The sequence below is a fragment of the Nocardioides sp. YIM B13467 genome, assembly GCF_042788075.1.
In the GTDB taxonomy this organism is placed as follows: domain Bacteria; phylum Actinomycetota; class Actinomycetes; order Propionibacteriales; family Nocardioidaceae; genus Nocardioides.
Map to the genome: position 1 here is coordinate 914,034 of NZ_JBHZPJ010000046.1, position 26,275 is coordinate 940,308.

Below are 26,275 nucleotides of genomic sequence, written 5' to 3' on the forward strand. Positions count from 1 at the left end.
CTGCTCAGCGAGCGGCCCGGTGGCCGCCGGTGCCGCCGGCCCCGCCGGACTCGGCGAGGAGCGGAAGAGTGCCCAGCTCGATCGTGACGTGGATCCCGTCCTCGTCCCGGTAGGCGGTGAGGCCGTTCATGGTCGCCATGTCGACGCCCTTCTCACGCATGTGCACGACGATCTGGTCGATCGCCAGCGCGAGCCGGGCCTGGGACACGGACTTGTTGCGCCACTTGACCTGGTTCTCGGTGAAGTAGGGGGTTGCCTTCTCGGCGAGCGTTGACACAGCGTCACGATGGGCAGCACTGGACATGGGGACCCTCCAGGGTGCACGAGATTGGGGGCGCTCGACGGGAGCAGTCGGCGCTTGTGACTGTAAGCGAACGAACGTGAAAATCGAAACCCGAGATCCCAGGGCGCGAGTAAAGTGCGTGGAGTGACGGGTGAGACTGGTTGGCAACGACACACCGAGGCCGTCGAGCGGCTGACGGCCTCCTACAAGCGGATCCCTGACGGCGCTCCCGTCAGGCTGGCCAAACGCACCACCAACCTCTTCCGGGCCCGGGCGGCGACCGACGCCCCCGGCCTCGACGTCTCCGGCCTCGGCGGCGTGATCGAGGTCGATGCCGAGGCGGGCACTGCGGACGTACAGGGGATGTGCACCTACGAGGACCTCGTCGACGCCACCTTGGCGCACGGGATGATCCCCTACGTCGTCCCGCAGCTGCGCACGATCACGCTCGGTGGCGCGGTGACCGGGATGGGCATCGAGTCCACCTCGTTCCGCAACGGGATGCCGCACGAGTCGGTGCTGGAGATGGACATCCTGACCGGGTCGGGCGAGATCGTCACGACGGTTCCGGGGGAAGACCTCTTCGACACCTTCCCCAACTCCTACGGCTCCCTCGGCTACGCCACCCGGCTCAAGATCAAGCTGGAGAAGGTGCCGGGCTACGTCGCGCTGCGCCACGTACGCTTCGACGACGTCGGCCTGCTCACCAAGACGATCGCGCAGATCACCGAGACCAAGTCGTACGAGGGGGAGCGGGTCGACGGGCTCGACGGTGTCGCGTTCGAGCCGGGGGAGTACTACCTGACCCTCGCGACCTGGACCGAGAAGGCCACGCAGACCCCCAGCGACTACGGCGGCCAGCAGATCTACTACCGCTCGATCCAAGAGCTCTCCCAGGAAAACGGCGGAGTTGATCTGCTGACGACCTACGACTACCTGTGGCGCTGGGACACCGACTGGTTCTGGTGCTCGGGTGCCTTCGGTGCGCAGAACAAGTACCTCCGCAGGGTGTGGCCGCGCCGGCTGCGGCGCTCGGACGTCTACATGAAGCTGGTCGGCCTGGACCGGAGGTTCGGCATCGCCGACAAGCTCGACGCGCGTGCCGGACGGCTCCTGAGGGAACGGGTGATCCAGGACATCGAGGTCCCGGTCGAGAACCTTCCGGCCTTCCTGGAGTGGTTCGACGCCGAGATCGGGATGCGGCCGGTATGGCTGTGCCCGCTGGTCTCCCAGGGGACGAGCACAGGAGGGAAGTGGCCGACCTACCCGCTCGAGGCGGGCCGGACGTACGTCAACGTCGGTTTCTGGGGCACGGTGCACGTCGGCCCCGGCGCCGTCAACGCCCCCAAGAACCGTGCGATCGAGGCACAGGTTCACGAGCTCGGCGGGCATAAATCGCTCTACTCCGAGGCGTTCTACGACAAGGATGTCTTCGACGCTCTCTATGACGGGGACAACCTCGCCGCCGTGAAGGCGAGGTATGACCCTGGCAACCGGTTGACCGATCTGTACAGCAAGGCGGTGAAGAGACTGTGAACCACATTGCAGAGACCATCAACGAACTCTTCGACGGTGGGCTGCCAATCAAGCTCACCGCGTACGACGGCAGTGTCGCCGGCGACAAGGACTCTCCCTTCGGGATGGAGATCCTCAACCCGCGCGGGCTCGCGTTCCTGCTGACCGCGCCGGGCGACCTGGGGCTAGCGCGTGCCTACGTCAGCGGTGACATGGCCCTGCACGGCATCCACCCGGGCGACCCCTACCCGCTCCTGGACCTGATCCTCGACAAGACCGACTTCAAACGGCCCAGCCCTCGGGAGACGGTCGACATGGTCCGTGCGCTCGGGGTGAAGAACTTCGTCCCGCCCAAGCCACCGCCGCAGGAGCACCTGCCCGCGTGGCGGCAGCGGGCCGAGAACGTACGCCACCTCTCCGGTCGCGCGATCAGCGCGCTGCCGTGGACGCGGCACTCGCCCGAGCGCGACGCCGACGCGATCCACCACCACTACGACGTCTCCAACACCTTCTACGAGTACGTCCTCGGCCCGTCGATGACCTACACCTGTGCGCTCTACCCGGCCGATGACGCCACCCTCGAGGAGGCGCAGGCGGCCAAGTACGACCTGATCTGCCGCAAGCTCGGGCTCGAGCCCGGGATGCGGCTGCTCGACATCGGCTGCGGCTGGGGCGGGATGGTGCGCCACGCGGCTCAGCACTACGGGGTCAAGGCGCTCGGTGTCACGCTCTCGCGCGAGCAGGCCAACTGGGCCCAGAAGGCGATCAAGGCCGATCGTCTCGACGACGTCGCCGAGGTGCGCTTCTCCGACTACCGCGACGTGGTCGAGGGGGACTTCGACGCGGTCAGCTCCATCGGGCTCACCGAGCACATCGGCGTGGCCAACTACCCAGCCTACTTCGGCTTCATCAAGAGCAAGCTGCGCGACGGGGGCCGGCTGCTCAACCACTGCATCACCCGTCCCGACAACGTCTCGAAGGCGAACGCGGGGGCGTTCATCGACCGCTACGTCTTCCCCGACGGCGAGCTGATCGGCTCGGGCACCATCGTGTCCGCGATCGAGAACACCGACCTCGAGGTGCAGCACCACGAGAACATCCGGGTCCACTACGCCAAGACCCTCACGGCGTGGAACGACAACCTCCGCGACAACTGGGACGCCTGCGTCAACGAGGTCGGCCTCGGCACCGCGAAGGTCTGGGGCATCTACATGGCCGGTTCCCGGATCGGCTTCGAGCGCAACAACATCCAGCTCCACCACGTGCTCGCGACCAAGACAGTCGACGGGCTCTCGGGCTACCCGCTGAGGCACACCTTCTGAGTAACTCTGAGTAGCTGAGTGGGCGAAAGTGGCAGTTCGGACCGCGGTCCGGCTGCCACTTTCGCCCACTTGCTATGAGACTTCGGGCAACTGCCAGGTTCCACCATGGTCGGATGTCATCGACGGTGAGCTCTCGTCCGAGCGCATCCATCGCCGCCCGGAGGATCAGCCAGCTGTCGTGGCGGACCTGGCTCGCGATCCATCCGTGGCGTACATATCCGGCCTTGGCGAGGTCCGCGTCCCTTCCCCGGTCGCGGCGGTACTGACCGCGCTCACGGTGCTGTGCTCCGTCGTACTCCTGCAGCGTTTTGGTCCCGGTCACCACGAGATCGGCTCGCCCGATGAAGACGCCACGGGCGTCGTGGATTTCCACCTGCGGCTCGACCTCGACCTCGCACGCGGTGTGCAGGATCCGCAGGACGGACTCCCAGGCGGACTCGGAGCGCCGGTCGCACCAGCGCAACGCCTCGCTCAGCCGACGTGATCCCGGTCGACCAGTGGCTGTGGCGGCCTGGAGATCGGCGAGCGTGCACTTCTCCAGATGGAGGGCGCTGTCGATCAGGACCACCAGATCCAGAACGCCGAGGTCGCGTGCGCAGGCAAGAGCTGCATCGGGCACCGGCGCAACCCGAAGATTGTCGAGCGAGATGGCTGCCGGTGGCCGCGGGTGTCGGCTGATCCGCAGCTCGGGCCGGCGTATCCGCGCGGACGACTCGTGGAGCGCCACGAAGACCGGCAGATCGTCGGGCACCGGTGGGAGCCAGAGGTCGTGGAGCCGCATGGCGGTCAACCCGGTGAGAACGGCCGAACCGGGAAGAACATCTGTCCACGCTGCCAGCCCTGCTCGCCACCTGGAGTCACCGTCGAGCCCCGCTGGCACGTACACGCCGTTCCCGACCCGCTCCCAGGTTGGACCCCGCCGCCGAGGTTGTCGCGGACGTCGTCGTCGGGTGGTCGTTCGCGGTGCGTCGCCTGTGAAGACCGTCGATGTGTCCTCGAGGGGTTGGCCTTCGATATCGATGAGATCCATGGGGCTCAGCATCCTCGCGACCACCGACATCTCTGGTCGACGGCCATCGAGTGGGCGAAAGTGGCAGGCTGGAGCGCGGTCTGGCTGTCACCTTCGCCCACTCGTATGTGGCACGGTGTCGGAATCGGCCCTTTCTGTTCGTGGAGTAGGTGAAACATCCTGTTCCAGCCGAAGGAGACACCGCCATGGAGACCCACAACCTCGCCGAGATGTACGACGCCCCGCCGATGTCCTGGGCGGAGGTGACCGCTCGTCTGGACCAGGGCTTCAACCAGGGGCCCGGGTCGCAGGTGGGCGAGCCCGGGCGCTACACGACCTGGGTGAGCACGATCAACGCCGACGGCGGCCCGCACGTGAACGCCGTCGGCGCCGTCTGGCTCGACGGCAGCTTCTACCTGGTCACCGGACCAGAGACACGGCGTGGCCGCAACCTGGCCCGCGATCCCCGCTGCGCGCTGTCGCTCACGGTCCGTGAGTTCGACCTGGTCGTGGAGGGCCGCGTGACGCGGGTCCTCGGCGATGAGCTCGAGCGCGTGGCCAAGCACTACCACGACGACGAGGGCTGGCCGGCCGAGGTCGACGAGTCGGGCGAGGCCGTCACGGCGCCGTTCAACGCGCAGAGCGCGGGCCCGGCGCCCTGGCACGTCTTCCGCATCGACGCAACCTCCGCCCATGCGGTCGCGACCGTCGAGCCCTACGGCGCGACCCGCTGGAGGTTCTGAGATGACCGACCTGTTCGCCGGGCAACCGGTCGCAGACCTGGCGCGTGCGGTCCGTTGGTACGAGGCCCTGCTCGGTGGCCCGCCGGCCTTCTACCCCAACGACGTCGAGGCCGTCTTCGAGGTGGTCGAGCACGGCTACGTCTACATCGAGGTGAGGCCGGAGCTCGCCGGCCGTGGCTTCCTCACCCTCTTCGTCGACGACCTGGACGCCCGCCTCACCGCGATCGCCGACCGCGGCCTGCGGCCGGAGTCGCAGGAGACGTACGACAACGGGGTCCGCAAGACCATCTTCCGCGACCCCGACGGCAACGAGATCGGGCTGGGCGGTGGCCCGGCCTGATCAGGCCGGGACCGGGAGGCTGTGCTCCTTGGCGTAGGCACGTCGGCAGGACGCGGCGCAGAAGCCGATGGTCTCCCCGTCGTGCTCCATCGTGATCGCTCCGCGGCCGAGGGTGACCTGCATGCCGCACATCGGATCGATCACGACGCCTTCGGGGAGGTCGACCTCGCCCGCGCTGTGTCGCGCACGGAACTCCTCGGTCATCCAGCTCGTCAGCTCGTCTGCCGTCGCGGGGCTGCCGTTGAGCCCGATGCTGCCGTCCGCGATCCCGACCAGGTTGATCCAGAGGTGCCCGCCCGGCCTGGTCCAGCCGTGGTCGCGGTCGAGTCTGCGTACGCCGGCCCGGACGGCGCCGGACAACGGGCGAGACATCTCCTCCCGCCACGCCTCGGGAACGGTGGCCGTGATGACCAGCGGCGGCGGGGCGGGCGGTGCCCACGTCCCATCACCGGTCGTCCATCCGGCGAGCTCCCGGAACGCGATGTGGGTCACCGCCCGGCCTCGAGCCATCGTCTCCTCCGGCGCGCTGACGCCCTCGTTGAGGAGCGACGTCACCGCCTTTGTCAGCGTCGCGCGGTCGCCGTCGGTGAGTGCTCCGGCGGGAGCGGCGATCTCGATCAGGAACACGTCAGGCCTCCTCGTGGTGGGCGTCGGGATCGAAACCGTCGGGTGCGCGATCGATGAACGCGGTGATAGCGGCGATCCGTCCGGACCGATCCAGATCGAGGACGTCGGTGCCCTCGGCGAACGAGCCCTCCTCCTTGCGGATCTCCCAGCGCACGCGGACGTGCTTGTGGTGTGAATCGGGCTCGGTGCGAGCCACGAACGTGTAGTCGCCGACGCCCTCGATGAACTGGCGGGTGAAGTCGATCAGCGCCTCGAGGCCGGTGGACTCGCCGATCGGGGTGGAGCGAGCGACGTCGTTGGCGAACAGGGTGGCGCCGAGGGCGCGCTGCTCCTCGGCGGAGAGGTTCCAGAACGAGACGTACGCCTCGGCGGTGGCGGCAGGTGAGCGGGGTGTGGTTTCAGTCGTCATGGCCAAGACGATCCGCCTCCGGGCGAGCCCTGTCGATTACCTCTCGGGTAGTTGCCGTGCCGCACTCCGCCCGGCAGCCTGGGTGCATGACAACGGCCCAGCTGAGCGTCGGAGAGCTGCTTCGCGACTGGCGCGAGCGGCGCCGTCGCTCGCAGCTCGAGGTGGCGATCGCGGCCGACGTGTCGGCTCGTCACCTCAGCTTCATCGAGACGGGCAGATCAGGACCGAGCCGGACGATGATCGAGCGGCTCTGCGAGGAGCTCGAGGTGCCGCTGCGTGAGCGCAACCGGCTCTATCTCGCGGCCGGGTTCGCGCCCGTCTACCAGGAGCGGCCGCTCGACGACCTCGGGGTCGCCAGGTCAGCCGTCGAGGCGGTGCTCACCGCCCACGAGCCCTATCCGGCCTGCGCGGTCGACGTCCGTTGGGACATGGTGGCGACCAACCGGCCCATGGAGCTCTTCCTCGCTCCGCTGCCGGACGCGCTGCGGCAGCCCCGGCTCAACATGCTGCGCGCGACGCTGCATCCCGACGGCCTGGCGGCGCAGGTGCGCAACTACGCGCAGTGGCGCGCCCACGTCGTCGGCCGCATCCGTCGGCAGCTCGACCGCACCGCGGCCGACGGGCTGGTCGAGCTCCTCGAAGACGTGGAGGGCTACCCGGCGCCGCCCGGAGCCGACGTGGACGCGCCGGCGGTCACGGCGAGGGACGGTGCCTTGCCGGTGCTGCCGCTGCTGCTGCGTACGAGCTTCGGCGATCTGTCCTTCCTCTACGTCCTCTCCGTGATCGGCGCGCCGCGCGATGTCACGGTCGACGAGATCGCGGTGGAGGCGATGTTCCCTGCCGACGACGCGACTCGAGCGGCTCTGCTCGCCATCAGCCACGAATGAGTGCGGCGCTGATGCGGGCGGGCCGCGTCTGCGCGGATAACCTTGAGGCGATGAGTGTCAAGGCCCAGCAGTACGCCGCGGAGGTGCTGCGGCGCGAGCAGATCACGCCCCACCTCGTACGTCTGGTGCTCGGCGGTCCCGGCCTGGCCGGGTTCGAGTCCACCGGGATCCCCGACGAGTGGGTCGGGCTGATCGTCCCGGGGCAGTTCCAGTCGCGCTACTACACCGTGCGGTCGTGGCAGGGTGGCGAGCTGACCCTCGACGTCGTCGTCCATGACGTCGGTCTGGTGACCGAGTGGGCCACGCGTACCGACCCCGTCGGGCAGACGGTCACGATCACCGAGCCCAAGGGCTCCTACGCCGCGCCCGACGGCGCGCAGTGGCTGTTGCTGGTCGGCGACCTGACCGCGATGCCGGCCATGGCGCGGATCGCCGAGACCACCACGCTGCCGACTCGGATCTGGGCAGAGACCCCCGACGACCTGCCCGGATATCTCCCTGGGACCGCCGAGGTCACCTGGTCGACGCCGCCGTCGGAGACCTCCTCCGACCTCGCGGCGGCCGTGGAGAAGATCGAGTGGCCCGAAGGCGACGGATACTTCTGGATGGCCGGTGAGTCCAGCCAGATGCGGGCGATCCGCAAGCATCTGATGCGCGAGCGGAAGCTCGACTCCCACGCCTACGACGTGATGGGCTACTGGCGCGGAGGCGGCCAGAAGCGGCAGCCGCGCGCGGTCGATCCCGGACCGGTGTGGCGTGAGGGCAAGGCCCAGGGGCTCACCGACGAGCAGATCTGGCAGCGATACGACGAGCAACAGGAGCAACAGTGACCGAGCCAGCTTTCCGGAGCGGCTTCGTGTCGTTCGTCGGACGCCCCAACGCGGGCAAGTCGACCCTGACCAACGCACTGGTCGGCACCAAGGTGGCGATCACCTCCGACAAGCCGCAGACGACCCGCACCGTGGTCAAGGGCATCGTCCACCGGCCCGACGGCCAGCTGATCCTGGTCGACACCCCGGGCATCCATCGGCCGCGTACGCTGCTCGGCGAGCGCCTCAACGACCTGGTCGAGGCCACCTGGACCGAGGTCGACGTGGTCGCGATCTGCTTCCCGTGCAACGAGAAGATCGGTCCCGGTGATCGGCGGATCGCGGAGAACGCCAACAAGCTCAAGAAGGGCATCAAGCGGGTCGCGATCGCCACCAAGACCGACCTCGCCACCCCCGAGCAGATCGGCGAGCACCTGATGTCGATCCAGACCCTCGGGGTCGAGCTCGGCATCGAGTGGGCCGAGATCGTCCCGGTCTCCAGCGTCGGCGGCGACCAGGTCGACCTCCTCGGTGACCTGCTGATCAAGCTCCTCCCCGAGGGACCGCCGCTCTACCCCGACGGCGAGCTCACCGACTCTCCCGAGGAGATCATCATCGCCGAGCTCATCCGCGAGGCAGCCCTGGAAGGCGTACGCGACGAGCTCCCGCACTCCATCGCCGTCGTCGTCGAGGAGATGCGTCTGCGTGAGGACCGCCCGGAGGACAAGCCGCTGATGGACATCCACGCCTTCCTGTACGTCGAGCGCGACTCCCAGAAGGGCATCGTGATCGGCCACAAGGGCTCACGCCTCAAGGACGTCGGTCAGCGCGCGCGCCTGCAGATCAAGGAGTTGCTCGGCATGCCGGTCTACCTCGACCTGCACGTCAAGATCGCCAAGGACTGGCAGCGCGATCCTCGGCAGCTGCGCAAGCTCGGGTTCTAGTCCCAGGCGCCTCACCGGTCACAGCGCTCGGGTGTTTCCTGCACTTCTCAGGTGTTGCAATGCCCGAGAAGTGCAGGAATACCCGGTTAACCGGGTATTCCATCCGCCTTAGCTCGGCGCCCAACAGATCCCATACGTCTGCCCGCCCTGCCACTGCTCGGCGCTTGGGAACTCCCAGGACCACTCGTACTTGAGCGGGTCGTCGGCGACCTCGGCGGCAGCTGCCTTGCAGTCCTCGGCGCCGGCGCTGTTGACCTTCGCCTCGCCGGGGTACTTCCCGGAGCCGAGGTCGATGACCGACAGGGCCCGCCAGCTGTGCTTGAGGGAGCAGGGGACGCGCTTGAAGGACTCGGACTTCGGCGAGGCCGTGCCGCACATCCGGAACGGCTCGGCGGTCTTGGAGTCGCCCAGGACGCCCTTCATGTTGCCCTTGAGGGTCATCAGGGCGTTGGGGCCGGCGATGCCGATGACGTCGCAGCGGAACCAGTTGGCGCCGGCCTCGGACTCCTTGATCGTCGGCGTGAACCAGACCGGGCGCAGCATCGAGAGTCGCAGGTCGTCGGCGTCGCCACCGAGGTACTTGGTGACCTTGTTGGGGCACGCCTCGGCGACCTGGGCCGCGACCTGCTCCGAGTCGACCGCGACGAGGTGGCCGTCGACGACGTTCCTCAGCCTGCCCACGGCGTACGTCTGGGTGGTGTGCTTCCCCTTGCAGGAGACCGCGGTGCCGCCGGCGGTCGGGGCCAGCGCCTCCTCGTAGGTGAGGTTGTAGCAGGCCCCCTCCTTCGGGGACGGAGCCGCCGAGGCGGAGGCGGACGGAGGCGCCGACGAGGGTGACGGAGCCGACTTCGGCTCGCCCCCACCGCAACCGGCGAGAGCCATGGCTCCCACGGCGACGAGAGCTCCCCACAGCTTGTTAGAAACCATGCTCACTCCTCGGTCACCGCCCAGCAGACCGCCCAGCGGTTGCCGGCGTTCCACTCCTTCTCTCCAAACCATGTGTACCCGTAGTCGAAGCTTTCCGGGTAACCCAACCAGGCCTGGACCGAGCCCTTGCAGTACTGCGAGGCCTTCTTCTTCGACTCCGCGACACCGAGGAACTTGGTCTTGGCCTCGCCCAGCTTGATGGTCGTCACCGCACGCATCTGGTGCGGCTCGGAGCAGGGCACCTTCGCGGAGGCGACGCTCTTGCCCTCGGCGCACACCATCCAGCGGTCCTCGACGTCCTCGACCTTCTTGACCTTGAGGAGGTTGCGGGTGGTGGTCGGCAGGTCGACGTACTCGGCGCCCTGCTGGCCACCGCCGACCACGTCGCAGCGGATCCAGCGAGCGCCCTCCTCCCAGGCCTTCTCCGAGGGTCCGAAGTAGACGTGGGAGAGCATCGAGCGCATCAAGAGGCTCTGGTCGGAGCCGACGTACTTCTCCAGCAGCTTGCGGCACTGGCTGAAGGCCCACTCGTTGACCTTCTCGTCGCCGTACTCGGCGTCCTTGAACTCGTCCGGGAGCGGTCCGGCGCCGAAGGTCTCGGCGTTGTGCGGCTCGTCGCAGGCGACGTACTTGTCGAAGTTGTAGGCCTCGGCGACATCCTCGTGGGTGAGGTTGCGGCACTTGCCGACCTCGGGCAGCGCGGTCGAGTCCACCTGCTTCGGGTCCTCGCCCTTGGCAGCAGCCCGATCACCGCCGCACCCGCTGAGCGCGAGGACGGCGAGCACCACGATCAGGAGCGACAAGGATGTCGTACGTCTGGGGGTATGGCCGATCACGGGGATCGACTCTACTTGCGAACCCATGAGCAGGCCGAAAGGACAATCAGTCGAGGACGGCGGCCAGCGTGGCTCCCAGCTCGTATGCCGCCTCGATGTGCGCGTCCTCGACGTCTCCCAGGACGTCGAGGATGTCATAGGACTGGGCCCACCCGAGCGCGCCGACGATGGACTGCACCGAGCGGATCGCGCCGGTGGTGTCGTAGCGGCCGTGGACGTAGAAGCCGTAGGGGCGTTTGGCGGTGGCACCGGCCGCTGATCCGTCTTCTGGCCCGGCTCCGCCGGAGGGGTCGAGCGCGCCGCCCACGTCCAGGAAGATCGAGTCGAAGAAGTGCTTCAGCGCGCCCGACATGTAGCCGAAGTTGGCGCTCGTGCCGAGCACGTAGCCGTCGGCGGCCAGGACGTCGTCGGCAGTCGCCTCCAGAGCGGGACGTACGACGACCTCGACCCCCTCGATCTCGGGATCGTTGGCGCCGGAGACCACCGCGTCGGTCAGGCGCTGCAGCGACCGGCTGGGGGAGTGGTGGACGACGAGCAGGCGAGGCATCAGCCGTCCGCGCCCAGACGGCGGCCGGTGACCTCCTTGGGGCGCAGCCGCACCCACAACGGCCGAGGGCCGGCCGGCCAAGGGTGGAGGTTCTTGACGAGATCGGGGATCTGGTCCTCGCGGTAGAGGATCTCCGCGCGGCCCTTGAACAGCGCCGACCAGCCCACATGAGTGTCGGGGTCGAGGTCGTCGACCAGCAGCGCGACGGCGCTCTCGTCGATCTGCTCGGCCATCGAGGAGTGGGCCGAGGTGCGGATCCAGAGCGCTTCCTCGTGCACGACGTGGTTGACCGGTAGTACCACCGGGCCGCGCGGGCCGGTCCAGCCGATCCGAGACACCTGGGTTTCCGTCGCGAGGCGCCAGGACTCCTCGACCGTGAGCTCTTCCAGTTGGGCCACGCCCGTTCCTCCCCTTCGTCGTCACTTCTGCGTCTCAGTGTTGAGGATCAATCGCCTGCCCGGCCAGTCTGCCAGTTCTGTTCTGTTATTGTTACCGAGTCATGATGCGCAGCCTCCTCCTTAGCTGCCGCAGCGGGGTCTGAGAAAGCCGGACTCCCTCGCTGCGGAGGTTCGACGTGCGCCGGCACTCGCTTCCATCTGTTGAGGATTCCGCATGACCAACCTGAGCAACTCCAGCAACCAGCAGAAGCCGTCGGGGATGCCGCACCAGCGCTATCGCGCCTTCGTGCCCGTCGACGTACCTGATCGCACCTGGCCCACCAAGAAGATCACCAAGGCTCCGCGCTGGCTCTCCACCGACCTGCGTGACGGCAACCAGGCCTTGATCGACCCGATGACGCCGGCCCGCAAGCTGCGGATGTTCGAGCTGCTGGTCGCGATGGGCTACAAGGAGATCGAGGTCGGCTTCCCGAGCGCGAGCCAGACCGACTTCGACTTCGTGCGCAAGCTGATCGAGGAGGACCGGATCCCCGATGACGTACAGATCTCGGTCCTGACCCAGGCCCGCGAGGACCTCATCTCGCGCACCGCCGAGTCGATCGCCGGCGCCCCGCGCGCGACGATCCACCTCTACAACGCCACCGCCGAGCTGTTCCGCCGGGTCGTGTTCAACGTGACGCCGGCGGAGTGCATCGGGATCGCGGTGCGCGGCACCGAGATGGTGATGAAGTACGCCGAGGAGCACGTCCCCGAGCTGATCGGCACCGAGGACTTCGGCTACCAGTACAGCCCGGAGATCTTCACCCAGACCGACACCGACTACGCGCTGGAAGTGTGTGAGCGGGTGAGCGACGTGTGGCAGCCAGAGGCCGGCCGGGAGATCATCCTCAACCTGCCCGCCACCGTGGAGATGTCCACCCCGAACACCTACGCCGACCAGATCGAGTACTTCGGCCGGGGCCTGACCCGCCGCGAGCACTCCGCCATCAGCCTCCACCCGCACAACGACCGCGGCACTGCGGTCGCGGCCACCGAGCTGGGCCTGATGGCCGGCGCCGACCGCGTCGAGGGCTGCCTGTTCGGTCACGGTGAGCGCACCGGCAACGTCGACCTGGTCACGCTGGGCATGAACCTCTTCTCCCAGGGCATCGACCCGCAGATCGACTTCACCGTCGGCGGCGGCATCGACGAGATCCGCCGCACCGTCGAGTACGTCACCAACATCAACGTCCACCCGCGCCACCCCTACGCGGGCGACCTGGTCTACACCGCCTTCTCCGGCTCCCACCAGGACGCCATCAAGAAGGGCCTGGAAGACCTCGACCGGATCGCCGCCGAGGCCGGCAAGCCGACCAGCGAGATCCCGTGGGAGGCGCCCTACCTGCCCATCGACCCCAAGGACGTCGGCCGCACCTACGAGGCCGTCATCCGGGTCAACAGCCAGTCCGGCAAGGGCGGCGTGGCCTACCTGCTCAAGACCGAGCACTCCCTGGACCTGCCGCGTCGTGCGCAGATCGAGTTCAGCCGCGTGGTCCAGCAGCACACCGACTCCGAGGGTGGCGAGGTCAGCCCCGAGGAGATCTGGTCGATCTTCTCCGCCGAGTACCTCGAGCGCGAGGAGCCGTACGCCCTGGAGAGCTGGTCCTCGGTGACCGACGCCGAGGGCGGCGACGAGCAGGTCGTCGACCTGCGGGTGCGCGGCGAGGAGCGCACCTACAAGGGCGTCGGCAACGGCCCGGTGGCCGCGTTCGTCGACGCGCTGAAGGAGGCCGGCGCCGAGATCCGGGTCCTCGACTACGCCGAGCACGCCCTCTCCGCCGGTGGCGACGCGGCCGCGGCCGCGTACGTCGAGTGTGAGATCGCCGGCGAGATCGTGTGGGGCATCGGCATCCACGAGAACATCGTCACCGCCTCCCTGCGGGCCGTCGTCTGCGCGGCCAACCGCGCCCAGGCGGTCACGATCCCGCGCGGCTGACCTCGGCGCCGCTGCGGGGGCGACCCCGCAGCGGCGTCCCGCGCAGCCCGATCACCAGGCCCAGGGCGACGACCGCGGTGCCCAGCCACACCATCGGGCCGGGCACGATCCCGTTCAGCGGTACGCCGAGGGCGGCCGCGGACACGGGCACGACGCCGGTCAGCAGGCCGGCGCGCCCGGAGCCGAGGCGCTTGACCGCGGTGAACCAGAGCAGGAACGCGAGCGTGGTGACGACCGCGGCCAAGTGGAGCGCCGCGAGCAGATCGCCGGTGTCGAGCGTGGTGACGGCGGCCGGTCCCTCGGTGGCGACACCGATGACGGCCATGCCGGCGGTGGCCATCCACACCGAGTGGAACGAGACGCCGAAGGCGCCCAGGCGCGGGAGGACGGGCACCGCCAGGAGCGTGAAGCCGGCCTCGCAGACCAGCACCAGGAAGGCGTAGCCGACCCCGGCCGCATCGGTCCTCCCGAAGCCCTCGACCACGACGGCGCCCGCGGTCACCACCATGGCCCCGATGATCACGGTGCGAGCCGGGAGCGTGCGGGTCGCGACCGCCGGGACGACCGCCAGCAGCATCGGGACCGCGGCGACGGCGACGCCGATCACCGCCGGCTCGGCATGGGCGACACCCCGGACCACACCGACGTTGAAGAGCACCAGGCCCGCGGTCGCCACCCCGGCCAGCCAGAGCCACTCGCGACCGCGCGGCCGCGGCACCCGCCAACCGGTGACCCGCGCGACGGCGAGCAGGAGGAGGGCGGCGAGGGCGTACCGGACGCTCTGCAGGGTGAAGAGCGGGGCGTCGGTGATCGCGGCCGAGACGGCGACGCTGCTGCCGACGCATACCATCCCGGCCGCGGCGAAGACGATGCCGAGCAGGGTGCCGCGGTGCAGCGCTGTTCCGCCAGCGGTATCGGGGTGTGGGAGGGCTTCGATGGTCATGTCTACGAGGTTCGCCCCAACTTGGTCTGGCGGACAGATCCAAACCACACGTGGCAGAGTGGACCAAATGACGGGTGCGGACTTCCTCCAGCTTGACCCGACCGGAGTGCCACCGGGTGGGCTGGCGGCCTGGCTCACCGGTGCGCTGCGCGACGCAGTCGCCGATGGCCGCCTCGCGGTCGGTGCCCGGGTGCCGGCGTCGCGCACCCTCGCCACCCAGCTCGGCGTCTCGCGCGGGGTGGTCGTCGAGGCGTACCAGCGGCTCACCGACGAGGGGCTGCTCTCGGCCCGCAGCGGCGGCGGCACCCGGGTGAGCGCGGTCCCCGGAGCCGTACGCCGTCTCGGTGCCGCCACGCGGCTGCCGACTCCCGATCTGGACCTCTCCCCGGGGGTGCCCGACCTCTCGGCCTTTCCGCGTGCCGCGTGGGCGAAGGCGTCGCGGGAGGTGCTCGCCGAGATCGGCAGCGCCGACCTCGGCTACGGCGACCCGCGCGGCGTACCGGCGCTCCGGGAGGCGCTCGCTGTCTGGCTGGGTCGCACCCGCGGACTCACGGTCTCGCCCGACGAGATCCTGGTGATCAATGGCGTCGCCCAGGGGCTCGTGCTCCTGGCGCGCTGGTTGGAGGAGCGCGGCCGCACCAGGGTCGGCTTCGAGGAGCCGGGATCGTACGGCGGCCGCGTGCACCTGCAGCGGTGGGGGATGACGACGGTGCCCGTGCCGGTGGACGGCGATGGTCTGGACGTGGCGGCGCTCGATGCCAGCGGTGTCGATGCCGTCGTGGTCACGCCCGCGCACCAGTTCCCGACCGGGGTCGTGCTCTCCCCGCAGCGGCGCCGGGAGCTGGTCGAGTGGGTCCGGGCGGTGCCTCACCGGCTGGTGATCGAGGACGACTACGACGCCGAGCACCGCTACGACCGGCCGCCGGTCGCGGCCGTCAAGGTGCTCGCGCCCGGCCGGGTCGTCCACCTCGGCAGCGTCTCCAAGACGCTCGCGCCCGCGATGCGGATCGGCTGGCTGGTCGCTCCGTCCGGGATGCAGGAGGAGCTGGTCGAGGCGCGCTACTGGCTCGACCTGGCCAGCCCGGCGCTACCCCAGATCACCCTGGCGCGGATGCTCACCTCGGGTGCCTTCGAGCGGCACCTCAGACTTGTCCGGCAGCGACACAAGGCTCGACGTGACGCCCTGCTCGAGGCGCTCGCCGATCATCTGCCGGCCGTTCGGGTCCGAGGCATCGCGGCCGGACTGCACGTGCTGGCGACGCTGCCCGACGGGGTCGACGACGCGGCTCTCGCCTCGGCCGCGCTCGAGGCGGGCATCGCCGTCCATCCGTTGAGCCGGCACCGCGAGGGTGAGGGTCCGCCGGGCCTGGTCATCGGCTACGCGGCGACGACCCCTGACCGCCTCCGGGAGGCGGTCAGGCGGTTGGCGCCTCTGATCTCCTAGGCGTCTCTAGGACTCGACGTCGTACTTCGCGCAGAGGCCCAGGCGACTGCCGGCCATCCAGGCGGTCCTGAACGGTGGCTTGAACATCGTTGCCTCCGACGGACAGCCACCCAGCCCCTGGATGTTGGTCTCGCTCTGCTCGGGGTAGGCGTCGCCGGTCATCTCGAAGGTGTCGACGACGACGTAGTCGTGGGTGGTCCCGCAGCGGACGACCTTGTCGATCTTGCTGTCGATGCAGGCCCGCAGGTCGGCCGGGAACGGGTCGGGCACCGGGTCCTCGGGCAGGTCGATCATCGGCGCCCCCTGGACCGTCACCCCGACATCGCACCTGACGTAGCGGTCGCCGTCGTTCCAGGTGGCCTCCGCCGGCCAGTACCAGCTCACGATGTAGGCGGTGCGGGCCAGCGTCTCGGGGTGCAGCCCGAGGCCGGTCTCCAGGCGGGTGAAGCAGGCGGCCCCGGCGGCCTCGTTGTCGTTGTAGGTCTTCACGTCGGTGGCGACGTGGAAGGTGTAGAGCGTGTGCGGCTCGGCGCAGTCCACCGGCTCCGTCTCGTCGACGAACTCGGTGGCCGCGGCGTAGTCGAGATTGCGGCACTCACCGGCCTCGGGTACGTGACTTCCCCCGTTGGTCACGAAGAAGATCAGCCCGACGACGAGCCCGACGACCACCACCGCGGCCAGGCCACCGACCAGGAGCCCGGTGCGCTTCCGCTTCGGCGGGTGCTGCGTCGCGATGCTGGTCGGCACAGTCGTCGGCTGCTCGAACGGCGATCCGGTGGGCGGGCCGCTGGGTGGCCCGCTGGGGGGTCCGCTGGGCGGGGCCGCCGACTTCTGCCACGGCGAGGTGGGCGGCGGAGGCTGGGACGCCGAGTGAGGCTGCGGACCAGGGGTGACGCGGGTGCCCTTGACCGCGCCGCGGAGCCCGTCGGCGAACGAGCGCGCATCGGGCCAGCGGTCCTCGGCCCGGGGCTCCAGAGCCCGGGCGATGGCCTGGCTGATCGGGGCCGGGAGGGGACGTACGGAACCTGCCTCGGGCACCCGGGAGGTGAGCCCGAGCGCGGGGGCGGGGGAGCGGCCGGCGAGCAGGGCCCAGGCGACCGCGCCGAGGGCTCGTACGTCGGCGCGGTGGTCGATCGGCAATGATGGGTCGAGCTGCTCGGGCGCCATGTAGGACGGGGTGCCGATGTCGCGGGTGACCTCGTTGAGCGAGTCGAGCGAGCGGGCGACGCCGAGGTCGGCGATCATCACCCGGCGTGCGCCCGCGGTGCCGCCGGAGGTCTCGGAGGTGAGCAGCAGGTTGGCGGGCTTGATGTCGCGGTGGATCACCCCGCGAGCCTTCAGCGCCATGAGTCCGTCGGCGGCCTGCGCGACGATGTCGGCGACCTCGTGCACGTCCAGCCCGCCGGGGGAGCGCTTGAGCAGGTCGGCGACCGAGCCGCCGTCGGCGTACGACATCACGAAGAAGGGGATGCCGGTGCTCGTCTGGCCGATGTCGTAGACACGCACGACATGGGGTGAGTCGACCGAGCGGAGCAGTCGTGCCTCCTGGAGGAAGCGCTTGTGGATCTCGGGGTTCGACACCCAGCCGGGGGAGAGCGCCTTGACCGCGACGTGGGAGTCGAGATCGGGGTCGTAGTAGAGCCACACGGAGGCGAAAGCGCCGGCGCCGATGTGGCGGACCTGTTGTAGCCGCCCGAGACTGGTCGGGAAGGTCGCGCTCATGGCCGAATCATGCCCTGAATCCGGCCCGGCGGACTGCGGTGACACCTACTTCAGCGGGTTTCGCAAAGAAATCGAGACCTACTTGCCGAACCGCTCCTGATCCCGCTTTACCGCGGTGTGATCGTCAGAGCCGATGTTCTCCCGCAGCTCCTTGGCGGACTCGCGGATGGCGTCGGAGATGATCTCGTGGACCCGCGGGTCGGCCAGGCCCTGGTCGACCAGGCGCAGCACCGTGTCGGCCACGAGCCGGACGACGTCGTCGTGGAAGGGGAGGTACCTCAGCTTCCCGGCCGCCTGATCCTGACGGATGAGGTCGATGATGAGGGTGTCGATCTCGGCGCGGTTCTCCTCGATCGCGCTGGAGATGTGCCGGGTGTAGTTGCCGGTCTGGATCACCGCGATCACCTCGTCGAGCACCGCGACCGTGATCGGCTTGCGGATCGCGTCGACGATCGATCCGGAGAACCTTCCCACGACGTACGCCGAGACCCGGTCGCCGAAGGCACGGTCGGCGGCGCGCATCAGCCGTAGGAAGATGACGACCACCCGCAGCAGCCGGAAGGCGCGGAAGGCCGGGTCCGAGAGCGGGATCATGCCGAGGATCTCGTACCAGTAGAGCGCCAGGAACTTCCAGCCCAGCCCGGACCTGCTCCACCGGAAGCAGAACTCGACGAAGAAGATCCCGCAGATCACGTAGTCGGCGATGATCACCCGGCGTTCCCAGGGCTGGGGCACATCCCAGAAGGTGATCCAGACCAGCAGCGCGACCGAGATGATCGCGAGCGCCAGCATCAGCCAGTCGACCACCGTGACCGGCGGCGTCCGCACGGCACCCGGCTGGCGGTCGTCATGGCGGCGGTCGACGTCCCGGTCCGTGCCTGTTGAGCTCATGACCGGCACGATAGGAGACGAGCCGACCAATCACGATCACCCACACGCGTCGTTGCCATCGTGTGGCTGCGACGTGAGGTCGACAGCGTGGTCACTGGGTGCAGGCGACCTTGCCGTCCGGGACCGAGCGAAACGACATCACCTTGCCCAAGAACGGGGTGTAGGAGAAGTGGGGTTCATATCCGATGAACTCGCCATCGACCTTCTCGATGCGACGGACCTGCCCGTAACACCTGCACTCCACGGATATGTCGTCCTTCTCGCTCAAGGTCCGCTCGAACTCGAACCGGGTCAACGAGTGCTCGGCGTCAGCGACCTCGGCAAGATCGGGGTCATCGGTCTCGATGATCTTGACCAGGTCGCCCTGATAGTCGCCGATCTGGATGGCCGGGCTGATGAACCAATGGTTCGTGCGGCCGTCCTCGGTCCAGACGTTGCTGAACATCGTGAACGATGTCTGCGTCTTGAAACCGAGGTAGGGGAGGCTGCCGTTCACCAGGACGAGCAAGGTCACGACCCACAGCACGGGCGATCCGGTGAACAGCGGATCAGAGACGGCTATGGCACGCGGCCCGTCGCGGCGTACCACCGCGAGCATGGACCGGAGATATACGACGATGAGAACCACGAGGCCGAGGAACCACAGACCCACCCGGGCATAGGTGAAGGCATCGTCGTTCCCGATGGTCCTGGAGGCGAGCGTCACGGCGCCGACCAGGACACCGACCGCCATCGCACCGCTCGCGACGGTTGCGATCAGGTGGCGTCGTAGCCGACGAAGGCTGTTGCCGACCAGGTCGCTGGCTGCGGTGGCAACCTCGGGGCTGATGAACAGGGCATACGTTGCGACGGCGACGTAGCTGAACGCCTGGATCGCCGCGATCGGGACCACCGCAAGGGAGAGGTGGAACAACAGCCCGATCGGAATGGCGAGGAACCGCGTTCTGCGGAAGGCGAGCAGCAGCCCCAGGCCGATCTCGGTGACCAAGGTGCCGGCCGTGACCGGAGTCGCCAGCCACGCCACGATCGCGCTGTTCTGCTCGGCATGGAGGGCAGTGCCGAGCAGCGTGGCTGCGCAACCCACCATCGGGTCGAAGAAGTCGGTGTTGGCCTTCGCGATCCCCGACCACACGTACATGACGACCACGGCACCGCGGGCCGGGCCCGCGAAGGCCTCGTACGTCGCCGAGCGGATGCCGAGGTCGGCTCGACCGCGCCTGCGCCGTATCCACGCGATGGCCAACGCGCCGAGCAGGATCAGATTGATGCAGTCCTCGAGCAGATGATGATTGACCTGATAAGGCAGGTGTGCCCAGGAATAGGCCAGGTTGAGCACGAGCATCGTCGCGAGTGCCAGGGTGCGGTTGGGAAGGACGATCGCTGCGAGCGTTGCCACCAGAAGCAGACCGAACAGGGCGTCGCGGGGAAAGTATTCATAGGTGAGGAGCTGGATCAGGCCCTGTCCTGCCCAGAGCATGGTGAACAGGCTGAGCTGGTCAAAGGTCAGCCTTCGAGTCCGTACGTCGGCCACGGCGAAGGTGGACCGAGGGCTGAACCTGGTCATGGCGGGATTACATCTGGTTTCTCGCCGGATTATCTGGTTTCTCGCCGACGCGGGCCGGGCGGCACCCGACGGCCAGGCGCGTGCTGCAGAATGGGACCGTGCCCCTCTACCGCGACGAGGCCATCGTGCTTCGCACCCACAAGCTTGGTGAGGCCGATCGGATCATCACCATGCTCACCCGTCACCACGGACGGGTGCGTGCGGTGGCGAAGGGCGTGCGGCGTACGACCTCGCGGTGGGGTTCGCGGCTGGAGCCGTTCACCCACGTCGACCTGCAGTTCGCCGAGGGGCGCAACCTCGACACGATCACCCAGGCCGAGACGCTCACTCTGTTCCATGCCGGGATCGGGCTGGACTACGACCGCTACACCGCCGGCACCGCGATGCTCGAGACCGCCGACCGGCTGGTCCACGAGGAGGGCGAGCCGGCGCCGCAGCAGTATCTGCTGCTCGTCGGCGGGCTGCGAGTGCTCGCTCAGGGCGACCGGCTTCCCCGCCACGTCCTCGACTCCTACCTGCTCCGCTCGCTGGCCGTCGCCGGATACGCGCCGAGCTTCGAGGCCTGCGCACGCTGCGGGCTGGAGGGTCCGCACCGGTGGTTCAACGTGTCCATGGGCGGCGCGCTGTGCACGACCTGCCGGGTGCCGGGCTCGGCGACGCCCTCGCCCGAGACGCTCGGTCACCTCGGTGCGCTGCTCTCAGGTGACTGGGATACCGTCGGCGGCGCCGAGGACCGGACCAGCAGGCAGGCGAGCGGGTTGGTCGCCGCGTACCTCTCCTGGCATCTGGACCGCAACCTGCGCTCGCTGGAATACGTCGAGAGCTGAGGAACGATGGCCCACTCCCACGGCCACTCCCACGGTGGGCACGACGCCGAGGTGGAGGTCGAGGCGCTGCCGCGGATGGTGCTGACCGTCTCGCTCGTGCTCGTGGCTGTCATCACCGTCGTCGGAGTGGCCCTGTGGTGGCCCGACCGCGCCGCGGTCGAGAAGCTCCAGGGGTCGCAGGAGTTCGTCGCCGACGGCGTCGTCTTCGAGACGGCCGAGATCACCTCGGTCGCCGAGCCGTGCAGCGCCGACGGCACGCCGAAGGGCTGCAACACCGCCGCCGCGACGCTCACCAGCGGACCCGACACCGGCACCGAGGTCGCGGTGGAGATCTCGACCCCGATGGCCCGCTCCGGGCTGGAGACCGGCGACGAGGTCGAGCTCTCCCGCACCGAGAAGGAGGGGGAGGCGACGTACGCCTTCTTCGACGTCAAGCGCGGCCCGCCGCTGCTCCTGCTGGTCGGCCTCTTCGTCGTGTGTGTCGTCGCCGTCGCGCGGCTGCGCGGGCTGATGGCGGTGCTCGGCCTGGGGTTCGCGGGGGCGGTGGTGTGGCTGTTCCTGCTGCCCGCGCTCCTCTCCGGCGAGCCCGCGGCGTGGGTCGCGCTGGTCTCCTCGGTGCTGATCCTCTACGTGGTGCTCTACACGACCCACGGGTTCTCGGTGCGTACGTCGGTGGCGCTCGCCGGCACCCTGGCCGGGGTCGCGGTGACCGCGCTGATCGGCACATTCGCGATCGGCGCCAGCCGGCTCAGCGGGCTGGGCTCCGAGAGCGGCCAGACGCTCTCCTCGCTCGACGCCGCGCTCGACCTGCAGACCCTGCTGGTCGCCGCGGTGATCATCGCCGGCCTCGGCGCGCTCAACGACGTCACCATCACCCAGGCCTCCGCGGTGTGGGAGCTGCGCGCCGCCGGGCCGTCCACATCGCGGTGGGACATCTTCCGCGGCGCGATGCGGATCGGCCGCGACCACGTCGCCTCGACGATCTACACGATCGTGTTCGCCTACGTCGGCAGCGCGCTCACGCTGCTGCTGGTGATCCAGCTCTACGACCGCACATTCCTCTCGTTGCTGACGACCGAGCAGATGGCCGGCGAGATCGTCGCCACCATGGCCGCGGGCATCGGGGTCGTCCTGGCGATGCCGATCACCACGATCATCGGCGCGCTGACCGTCCCCGGTCCGGCCGGGCGACCCGAAGAGATGGAGTACGACGCGCCCCGGCGCCAGATGGTCCCGCCCAGGCCGCAGCCTCCCGGGCCGCAGCCGCCTCCTGGCTATCGCCCGACTAGGGTTGCACCTCGTGAGCAAGCCGGTCCGTACCCCAACACCCCACCCGTCCGGGGCTACCCCGCCCCCGGTCCCCAAGGACCTCGTCCCGCACCACGTGGCGATCATCATGGACGGCAACGGCCGATGGGCCAAGGAGCGTGGCCTCCCCCGGACCAAGGGCCACGAAGAGGGTGAGTCCTCGCTCTTCGACGTCGTCGAAGGTGCCATCGAGATCGGCGTGAAGGCCATCTCGGCCTACGCGTTCTCCACCGAGAACTGGTCGCGCTCGCCCGACGAGGTGAAGTTCCTGATGGGCTTCAACCGCGACGTCATCCGCCGCCGCCGCGACGAGATGAACGAGCTCGGGGTCCGGGTCCGCTGGGCGGGTCGTGCCCCTCGGCTGTGGAAGTCCGTCATCAACGAGCTCAAGATCGCCGAGGAGATGACGAAGGACAACACCGTCTGCACGCTGACGATGTGCGTCAACTACGGCGGTCGCGCCGAGCTCACCGACGCCGTGCGGCGGATGGGGGAGGACGTACGCGCCGGGAAGCTGCGCCCGGAGAAGATCACCGAGAAGACCTTCGAGCGCTACCTCTACGTCCCCGACCTCCCCGACGCCGACCTCATCTGGCGCACCTCCGGTGAGCAGCGGCTGTCCAACTACATGCTCTGGCAGGCGGCTTACTCCGAGTTCGTCTTCACAGACGTGCTCTGGCCCGACGTCGACCGTCGCCACCTGTGGCACGCCATCGAGACGTACGCCTCCCGCGATCGCCGCTACGGCGGCGCGCTGCCGAACCCGGTCCAGCTCTAACGGCAGTCGGTGCAGGTGCCGAAGATCTCCAGGGTGTGGGAGACGTCGGTGAAGCCGTTGTCCTCGGCCATGGTCTTGGTCCAGCGCTCGACGGCAGGGCCCTCGACCTCGACGGTGCGGCCGCACTGACGGCAGACCAGGTGATGGTGGTGGGTGTCGGAGCAGCGGCGGTAGATCGTCTCGCCGTCCTCGGAGCGCATCGCGTCGACCGCGCCGGCCTCGGCCAGTGCGGTGAGCGTGCGGTAGACCGTGGCCAGACCGACCGTACCGTCGAGACGGGAGTGGATCTCCTGGGCGGAGTGGAAGCCGTCGTACGTCCGTAACGCCTCAGCGACGGCGAGCCGCTGCTTGGTGGGGCGCAGGGCTCCGGAAGGTTCAGTCGCCAAAGGATCAGTGCTCGTCATAGTGCTCTCCCTCCGCGCCGACGTGCGCCGCGTGCCGGTGGCCGTCGTGGATGTAGTCGACGTGGTCGCCGTGCTCGACCGCGACGTGGCCGCACTTCTCGCCGTGGTGGTGCGGGTGTGCCTCGTCGACCGGCTTCTCCACGGGCGCGGTCTCCGGGAACGGGGCCACGAGCGCCCGACGGCGGCGTAGCCAGGCGCCGATCGGCCAGACCAGGAAGAACCCGGCCAGCGCGACCAGCACGATGCTGGGGCCGGGCTGGACGTTGGCGCCGGTGCGGGAGAGCGCGGCCGCCAGCCCGAGGCCGCCGACCGAGGCGACCAGGCCGGCGCCCATCGCGCCGAGCAGGGTCATCCGGAACGACCGGGTCAGCTGCTGCACGATCGCGACCGGCACGACCATGAGCGCGGAGACGAGCAGCAGCCCGACCGTGCGCATCGCGATCACGACGCTCAGGGCAGCGAGCACGGCGACGAGGATCGAGTAGAACCGCACCGGCAGCCCGGCGACCTTGGCGTAGTCGGCGTCCTGGGAGACCGCGAACAGCTGCGGCGAGAGGCCGACGCAGATCACGATCAGCACGACCGCGAGGGCCATCGTCACGAGCAGGTCGTCGACCGAGATGGTCAGGATCGAGCCGAAGAGGAACTCCTGGAGCCGGGAGGCGCCGGTGCCGGCGAGCCCGGTGACGAAGACGCCGCCGGCGAGCCCGCCGTAGAAGAGCATCGCCAGGGCGACGTCGCCTTCGGCGTGGCCGCGCTCGCGCACGATCTCGATGACCACGGCGCCGGCGATGGCCACGATCACCGCGGCCCAGGTCGGCGAGGTCTGGGTCCACAGGCCGATCGCTACGCCGGTGACGGCGACGTGACCGATGCCGTCACCCATCAGCGCGAGTCGTCGCTGCACGATGTAGGTGCCGACCGCCGGCGCGGCGATCCCGACGAGGAACGCCGCGATCAGGGCCCGCTGCATGAATGGCACCGAGAAGAGCTCGAGGAGAGTCATCAGAGCTCCTTGAGTGGGGTCGGGACGGCGGCGTTGGGCGCGGCGGTCGAGCCAGCTGAATCGAGCCCAGTGTCGCAGTGGACGTGACCGGCGTCGAAGCCTTGGGCGTGAACGTCGGCATCGGAGAGGGGCGGGCCGTCGTAGGCCTTGCGCCCGTCGCGCATGACGACGGCGCGGTCGACCAGCGGAGCCAGCGGCCCGAGCTCGTGGGCGACCAGCACGATCGTGGCGCCGTCGTCCTTGAGGCGGCCGAGGGCCCCGGCCAGCGCGTGCTGGTTGGGCAGGTCGACCCCGGCGGTGGGCTCGTCGAGCAGCAGCAGCTCGGGACGGCCGGCGAGCGCCCGCGCGATCAGCACCCGCTGGTGCTGACCGCCGGAGAGCTGGGCGACCCCGCGGTGGGCGTACGCATCCATCCCGACCACCTCGAGCGCCGCCCGGATCGCGGCCCGGTCGGCGCTGCGCAGCGGCCGCAACAGCTTGCGGTGGGTGAGCCGGCCGGAGGCGACGACCTCCCAGACCGAGGCGGGTACGCCGCCGGTGGCGGTGCTTCGCTGCGGCACGTAGCCCACCCGCGACCAGTCGTGGAAGCCGGCCAGGGGGCGGCCGAACAGCTCGAGGCGACCGGCCGAGAGCGGGTTGAGGCCCACCAGGGTGCGTACGAGCGTCGACTTGCCGGAGCCGTTGGCGCCCATCAACGCGACGAACTCACCGCGCTTGACGGTCAGGTCCACCTCGCGAAGGACGGGACGTCCGGACAGGGCGACATCCCCGTGCAGGAGCTGCACGGGGACATCGGCGGGGACGGTGCTGTTTCCGGTCCCTGATCTGGTCACTGACAACCGTTGGCCGCCTTCAGGGCGTCGAGGTTCTGGCGCATGAGGGAAAGGTAGTCCTCTCCCTCGGTGTCTGCCGAGAGGCCCTCGATCGGGTCGAGCACGGCGGTCTTGAGGCCGAGGTCGTCGGCGAGGGTGTCGGCGAGCGCGGTGCTGACCAGACGCTCGGAGAAGATCGTGGTCACGCCGTGCTCCTTGGCGTGCTCGCCGATCTCGGCGAGCTGGGCCGGGTTGGGCTCGGCGTCGGGGGTCAGGCCGGCGATCGACTCGAACTCCAAGCCGTACTTGTCCAGGTACGCGAAGGCGTCATGGGAGACCACGACGTCCTTGATCCTGCACTGGGCCAGGCCGGTCTTGAACTCCTCGTCGACCTTCGTCAGGTCCTCGGTCAGCGACTTGGCGTTGGCCTCGTAGGTCTCGGCGTTGTCGGGGTCGGCCTTGACCAGAGCGTCGCGTACGCCCTCGGCGTACTGCGCCATCAGCAGCGGGTCGTGCCAGAAGTGGGGGTCGGTCTCGCCGTGGGCGTGCTCGTCCTCGGCGGCGGCGTCCTCGCCATCGGCGTGCTCGTCGTCGTGGCCTTCTTCGTGGCCCTCATCCTCGGCCTTGCGGAGCTCGACGACCTTCTCGACGTCGACGACCTCACCCTTGACGTCCTGCTCGACCGCGTCGTCGACGGCGGGCTGGAAGCCGTGCTCGGTGAGGATCACGTCGGCGCTCTGCAGCGCGGCGGTCTGGTTGATGCTGAGCTCGAGGTCGTGCGGCTCGACGCCCGGCTTGGTGAGGGGAGTGACCTCGGCGAGGTCACCCGCTACTCGCTCCGCGACGAACTCCAGCGGGTAGAACGCGGCCGCGACCTGGACCTTCCCCGAGTCGGATCCGGAGGCGGAGGAACCGGAGTCGTCGGAGAGGGCGGCACAGCCAGAGGTGAGCAGGAGTGCGCCGGCGGCAAGGAGGCCGGCGGAGCGGGCAGTGGGGGTCATGAGA

27 protein-coding genes and 1 pseudogene are annotated in these 26,275 nt (G+C 69.2%); 13 read left to right on the forward strand and 15 right to left on the reverse strand.

All coding sequences use genetic code 11. From position 1 onward, the window contains the following. Window positions 1-4: 4 nt before the first annotated feature. Window positions 5-277 carry a hypothetical protein gene (locus ACFX43_RS11565; protein WP_355227979.1) on the reverse strand — a complete coding sequence of 91 codons (273 nt, stop codon included), beginning with the start codon at window positions 275-277 and terminating at the stop codon, window positions 5-7. Between the two features lie 150 nt (window positions 278-427). On the opposite strand from ACFX43_RS11565, the gene ACFX43_RS11570 reads away from it, so the two are divergent. From ACFX43_RS11570 to ACFX43_RS11590, 5 genes are all read left to right on the forward strand, one after another. Beyond that, complete coding sequence (locus ACFX43_RS11570; RefSeq protein ID WP_378820814.1) at window positions 428-1,819, forward strand: FAD-binding oxidoreductase; 1,392 nt, start codon at window positions 428-430, stop codon at window positions 1,817-1,819. Further along, window positions 1,816-3,120, forward strand: a complete 1,305-nt coding sequence (locus ACFX43_RS11575) for a class I SAM-dependent methyltransferase (protein WP_378820816.1) — start codon at window positions 1,816-1,818, stop codon at window positions 3,118-3,120. Before ACFX43_RS11570 ends, ACFX43_RS11575 begins: the two co-directional genes overlap by 4 nt. A 178-nt stretch (window positions 3,121-3,298) precedes the next feature. Next, complete coding sequence (locus ACFX43_RS11580) at window positions 3,299-3,604, forward strand: hypothetical protein (protein WP_378820819.1); 306 nt, start codon at window positions 3,299-3,301, stop codon at window positions 3,602-3,604. A gap of 731 nt (window positions 3,605-4,335) precedes the next feature. Next, window positions 4,336-4,872, forward strand: a complete 537-nt coding sequence (locus ACFX43_RS11585; protein WP_378820821.1) for a pyridoxamine 5'-phosphate oxidase family protein — start codon at window positions 4,336-4,338, stop codon at window positions 4,870-4,872. 1 nt (window position 4,873) lies between these two features. Beyond that, window positions 4,874-5,212 carry a VOC family protein gene (locus ACFX43_RS11590; protein ID WP_378820824.1) on the forward strand — a complete coding sequence of 113 codons (339 nt, stop codon included), beginning with the start codon at window positions 4,874-4,876 and terminating at the stop codon, window positions 5,210-5,212. Here the strand turns inward: ACFX43_RS11590 and ACFX43_RS11595 are convergent, their stop codons facing one another. Next, a complete protein-coding gene (locus ACFX43_RS11595) occupies window positions 5,213-5,839 on the reverse strand; it encodes a hypothetical protein (protein ID WP_378820827.1) in 627 nt (208 codons plus the stop codon). A 1-nt stretch (window position 5,840) separates the two neighbouring features. Continuing rightward, window positions 5,841-6,248, reverse strand: a complete 408-nt coding sequence (locus tag ACFX43_RS11600) for an isomerase (protein ID WP_378820830.1) — start codon at window positions 6,246-6,248, stop codon at window positions 5,841-5,843. 86 nt (window positions 6,249-6,334) lie between these two features. On the opposite strand from ACFX43_RS11600, the gene ACFX43_RS11605 reads away from it, so the two are divergent. The 3 genes from ACFX43_RS11605 to era are packed head-to-tail and all read left to right on the forward strand — an operon-like array spanning window position 6,335 to window position 8,888. Continuing rightward, window positions 6,335-7,135 (forward strand): helix-turn-helix domain-containing protein, encoded by an 801-nt coding sequence (locus tag ACFX43_RS11605; RefSeq protein ID WP_378820833.1) that lies wholly within the window; start codon window positions 6,335-6,337, stop codon window positions 7,133-7,135. Between the two features lie 50 nt (window positions 7,136-7,185). Further along, the gene (locus tag ACFX43_RS11610; RefSeq protein WP_378820835.1) at window positions 7,186-7,965 is read left to right on the forward strand and encodes a siderophore-interacting protein; all 780 of its coding nucleotides are present in this window, start codon (window positions 7,186-7,188) and stop codon (window positions 7,963-7,965) included. Further along, on the forward strand, window positions 7,962-8,888 hold the full coding sequence (gene era / locus ACFX43_RS11615; RefSeq protein ID WP_355227996.1) for a GTPase Era: 927 nt from the start codon (window positions 7,962-7,964) through the stop codon (window positions 8,886-8,888). Before ACFX43_RS11610 ends, era begins: the two co-directional genes overlap by 4 nt. Window positions 8,889-8,996: 108 nt before the next feature. On the opposite strand, the gene ACFX43_RS11620 is transcribed toward era, so the two are convergent. The 4 genes from ACFX43_RS11620 to ACFX43_RS11635 are packed head-to-tail and all read right to left on the reverse strand — an operon-like array spanning window position 8,997 to window position 11,596. Further along, window positions 8,997-9,815: a septum formation family protein gene (locus tag ACFX43_RS11620; RefSeq protein ID WP_378820838.1), complete on the reverse strand. Its 819-nt coding sequence runs from the start codon at window positions 9,813-9,815 to the stop codon at window positions 8,997-8,999. Window positions 9,816-9,817: 2 nt separating this feature from the next. After that, complete coding sequence (locus ACFX43_RS11625; protein WP_378820840.1) at window positions 9,818-10,651, reverse strand: septum formation family protein; 834 nt, start codon at window positions 10,649-10,651, stop codon at window positions 9,818-9,820. A gap of 46 nt (window positions 10,652-10,697) precedes the next feature. Further along, window positions 10,698-11,198, reverse strand: coding sequence for a flavodoxin family protein (locus tag ACFX43_RS11630; protein WP_378820842.1), 501 nt, complete (start codon window positions 11,196-11,198; stop codon window positions 10,698-10,700). Beyond that, a complete protein-coding gene (locus ACFX43_RS11635) occupies window positions 11,198-11,596 on the reverse strand; it encodes a pyridoxamine 5'-phosphate oxidase family protein (protein ID WP_378820844.1) in 399 nt (132 codons plus the stop codon). Before ACFX43_RS11635 ends, ACFX43_RS11630 begins: the two co-directional genes overlap by 1 nt. A 214-nt stretch (window positions 11,597-11,810) precedes the next feature. Here ACFX43_RS11635 and leuA point away from each other — a divergent pair, with 214 nt between their 5' ends. Next, window positions 11,811-13,571, forward strand: a complete 1,761-nt coding sequence (gene leuA, locus ACFX43_RS11640) for a 2-isopropylmalate synthase (RefSeq protein ID WP_378820846.1) — start codon at window positions 11,811-11,813, stop codon at window positions 13,569-13,571. Here leuA and ACFX43_RS11645 read toward each other — a convergent pair. Beyond that, window positions 13,552-14,514, reverse strand: coding sequence for a DMT family transporter (locus ACFX43_RS11645; RefSeq protein ID WP_378820849.1), 963 nt, complete (start codon window positions 14,512-14,514; stop codon window positions 13,552-13,554). The two genes, leuA and ACFX43_RS11645, sit on opposite strands and share 20 nt — an antisense overlap. A 67-nt stretch (window positions 14,515-14,581) precedes the next feature. Here ACFX43_RS11645 and ACFX43_RS11650 point away from each other — a divergent pair, with 67 nt between their 5' ends. After that, window positions 14,582-15,958 carry a PLP-dependent aminotransferase family protein gene (locus tag ACFX43_RS11650; protein ID WP_378820852.1) on the forward strand — a complete coding sequence of 459 codons (1,377 nt, stop codon included), beginning with the start codon at window positions 14,582-14,584 and terminating at the stop codon, window positions 15,956-15,958. Between the two features lie 6 nt (window positions 15,959-15,964). Here the strand turns inward: ACFX43_RS11650 and ACFX43_RS11655 are convergent, their stop codons facing one another. The 3 genes from ACFX43_RS11655 to ACFX43_RS11665 all read right to left on the reverse strand — a co-directional run bounded on the left by ACFX43_RS11655 (window position 15,965) and on the right by ACFX43_RS11665 (window position 20,135). Beyond that, a complete protein-coding gene (locus ACFX43_RS11655) occupies window positions 15,965-17,680 on the reverse strand; it encodes a protein kinase (RefSeq protein ID WP_378820855.1) in 1,716 nt (571 codons plus the stop codon). Between the two features lie 78 nt (window positions 17,681-17,758). After that, window positions 17,759-18,571, reverse strand: a complete 813-nt coding sequence (locus ACFX43_RS11660) for an ion transporter (RefSeq protein WP_378820858.1) — start codon at window positions 18,569-18,571, stop codon at window positions 17,759-17,761. 91 nt (window positions 18,572-18,662) lie between these two features. Further along, complete coding sequence (locus ACFX43_RS11665; protein WP_378820860.1) at window positions 18,663-20,135, reverse strand: HTTM domain-containing protein; 1,473 nt, start codon at window positions 20,133-20,135, stop codon at window positions 18,663-18,665. 98 nt (window positions 20,136-20,233) lie between these two features. Here ACFX43_RS11665 and recO point away from each other — a divergent pair, with 98 nt between their 5' ends. The 3 genes and pseudogenes from recO to ACFX43_RS11680 all read left to right on the forward strand — a co-directional run bounded on the left by recO (window position 20,234) and on the right by ACFX43_RS11680 (window position 23,048). Further along, complete coding sequence (recO, locus tag ACFX43_RS11670) at window positions 20,234-20,962, forward strand: DNA repair protein RecO (RefSeq protein WP_355018167.1); 729 nt, start codon at window positions 20,234-20,236, stop codon at window positions 20,960-20,962. Window positions 20,963-21,304: 342 nt separating this feature from the next. After that, window positions 21,305-22,114, forward strand: a pseudogene (locus ACFX43_RS11675) (YibE/F family protein); the annotation flags it as partial. A gap of 139 nt (window positions 22,115-22,253) precedes the next feature. Continuing rightward, complete coding sequence (locus ACFX43_RS11680) at window positions 22,254-23,048, forward strand: isoprenyl transferase (RefSeq protein ID WP_350664605.1); 795 nt, start codon at window positions 22,254-22,256, stop codon at window positions 23,046-23,048. On the opposite strand, the gene ACFX43_RS11685 is transcribed toward ACFX43_RS11680, so the two are convergent. The 4 genes from ACFX43_RS11685 to ACFX43_RS11700 are packed head-to-tail and all read right to left on the reverse strand — an operon-like array spanning window position 23,045 to window position 26,271. Beyond that, window positions 23,045-23,452, reverse strand: coding sequence for a Fur family transcriptional regulator (locus ACFX43_RS11685; RefSeq protein ID WP_378820864.1), 408 nt, complete (start codon window positions 23,450-23,452; stop codon window positions 23,045-23,047). The two genes, ACFX43_RS11680 and ACFX43_RS11685, sit on opposite strands and share 4 nt — an antisense overlap. Beyond that, window positions 23,439-24,458, reverse strand: coding sequence for a metal ABC transporter permease (locus tag ACFX43_RS11690; RefSeq protein WP_378820866.1), 1,020 nt, complete (start codon window positions 24,456-24,458; stop codon window positions 23,439-23,441). Before ACFX43_RS11690 ends, ACFX43_RS11685 begins: the two co-directional genes overlap by 14 nt. After that, window positions 24,458-25,291, reverse strand: a complete 834-nt coding sequence (locus ACFX43_RS11695) for a metal ABC transporter ATP-binding protein (protein ID WP_378820868.1) — start codon at window positions 25,289-25,291, stop codon at window positions 24,458-24,460. Before ACFX43_RS11695 ends, ACFX43_RS11690 begins: the two co-directional genes overlap by 1 nt. Then, on the reverse strand, window positions 25,288-26,271 hold the full coding sequence (locus ACFX43_RS11700) for a metal ABC transporter substrate-binding protein (protein ID WP_378820871.1): 984 nt from the start codon (window positions 26,269-26,271) through the stop codon (window positions 25,288-25,290). Before ACFX43_RS11700 ends, ACFX43_RS11695 begins: the two co-directional genes overlap by 4 nt. Between the last annotated feature and the right edge of the window lie 4 nt (window positions 26,272-26,275).

What these genes read in the sequence shown, in the direction of transcription:
- ACFX43_RS11585 (WP_378820821.1), top strand. Translation starts at nt 4,336, where the DNA reads ATGGAGACCCACAACCTCGCCGAGATGTACGACGCCCCGCCGATGTCC.
- ACFX43_RS11610 (WP_378820835.1), top strand. Translation starts at nt 7,186, where the DNA reads ATGAGTGTCAAGGCCCAGCAGTACGCCGCGGAGGTGCTGCGGCGCGAG.
- ACFX43_RS11660 (WP_378820858.1), bottom strand. Translation starts at nt 18,571, where the DNA reads ATGAGCTCAACAGGCACGGACCGGGACGTCGACCGCCGCCATGACGAC.
- ACFX43_RS11655 (WP_378820855.1), bottom strand. Translation starts at nt 17,680, where the DNA reads ATGAGCGCGACCTTCCCGACCAGTCTCGGGCGGCTACAACAGGTCCGC.
- ACFX43_RS11665 (WP_378820860.1), bottom strand. Translation starts at nt 20,135, where the DNA reads ATGACCAGGTTCAGCCCTCGGTCCACCTTCGCCGTGGCCGACGTACGG.
- ACFX43_RS11590 (WP_378820824.1), top strand. Translation starts at nt 4,874, where the DNA reads ATGACCGACCTGTTCGCCGGGCAACCGGTCGCAGACCTGGCGCGTGCG.
- ACFX43_RS11690 (WP_378820866.1), bottom strand. Translation starts at nt 24,458, where the DNA reads ATGACTCTCCTCGAGCTCTTCTCGGTGCCATTCATGCAGCGGGCCCTG.
- ACFX43_RS11630 (WP_378820842.1), bottom strand. Translation starts at nt 11,198, where the DNA reads ATGCCTCGCCTGCTCGTCGTCCACCACTCCCCCAGCCGGTCGCTGCAG.
- ACFX43_RS11650 (WP_378820852.1), top strand. Translation starts at nt 14,582, where the DNA reads ATGACGGGTGCGGACTTCCTCCAGCTTGACCCGACCGGAGTGCCACCG.
- ACFX43_RS11645 (WP_378820849.1), bottom strand. Translation starts at nt 14,514, where the DNA reads ATGACCATCGAAGCCCTCCCACACCCCGATACCGCTGGCGGAACAGCG.
- ACFX43_RS11605 (WP_378820833.1), top strand. Translation starts at nt 6,335, where the DNA reads ATGACAACGGCCCAGCTGAGCGTCGGAGAGCTGCTTCGCGACTGGCGC.
- ACFX43_RS11600 (WP_378820830.1), bottom strand. Translation starts at nt 6,248, where the DNA reads ATGACGACTGAAACCACACCCCGCTCACCTGCCGCCACCGCCGAGGCG.
- ACFX43_RS11685 (WP_378820864.1), bottom strand. Translation starts at nt 23,452, where the DNA reads ATGACGAGCACTGATCCTTTGGCGACTGAACCTTCCGGAGCCCTGCGC.
- leuA (WP_378820846.1), top strand. Translation starts at nt 11,811, where the DNA reads ATGACCAACCTGAGCAACTCCAGCAACCAGCAGAAGCCGTCGGGGATG.
- ACFX43_RS11620 (WP_378820838.1), bottom strand. Translation starts at nt 9,815, where the DNA reads ATGGTTTCTAACAAGCTGTGGGGAGCTCTCGTCGCCGTGGGAGCCATG.
- ACFX43_RS11700 (WP_378820871.1), bottom strand. Translation starts at nt 26,271, where the DNA reads ATGACCCCCACTGCCCGCTCCGCCGGCCTCCTTGCCGCCGGCGCACTC.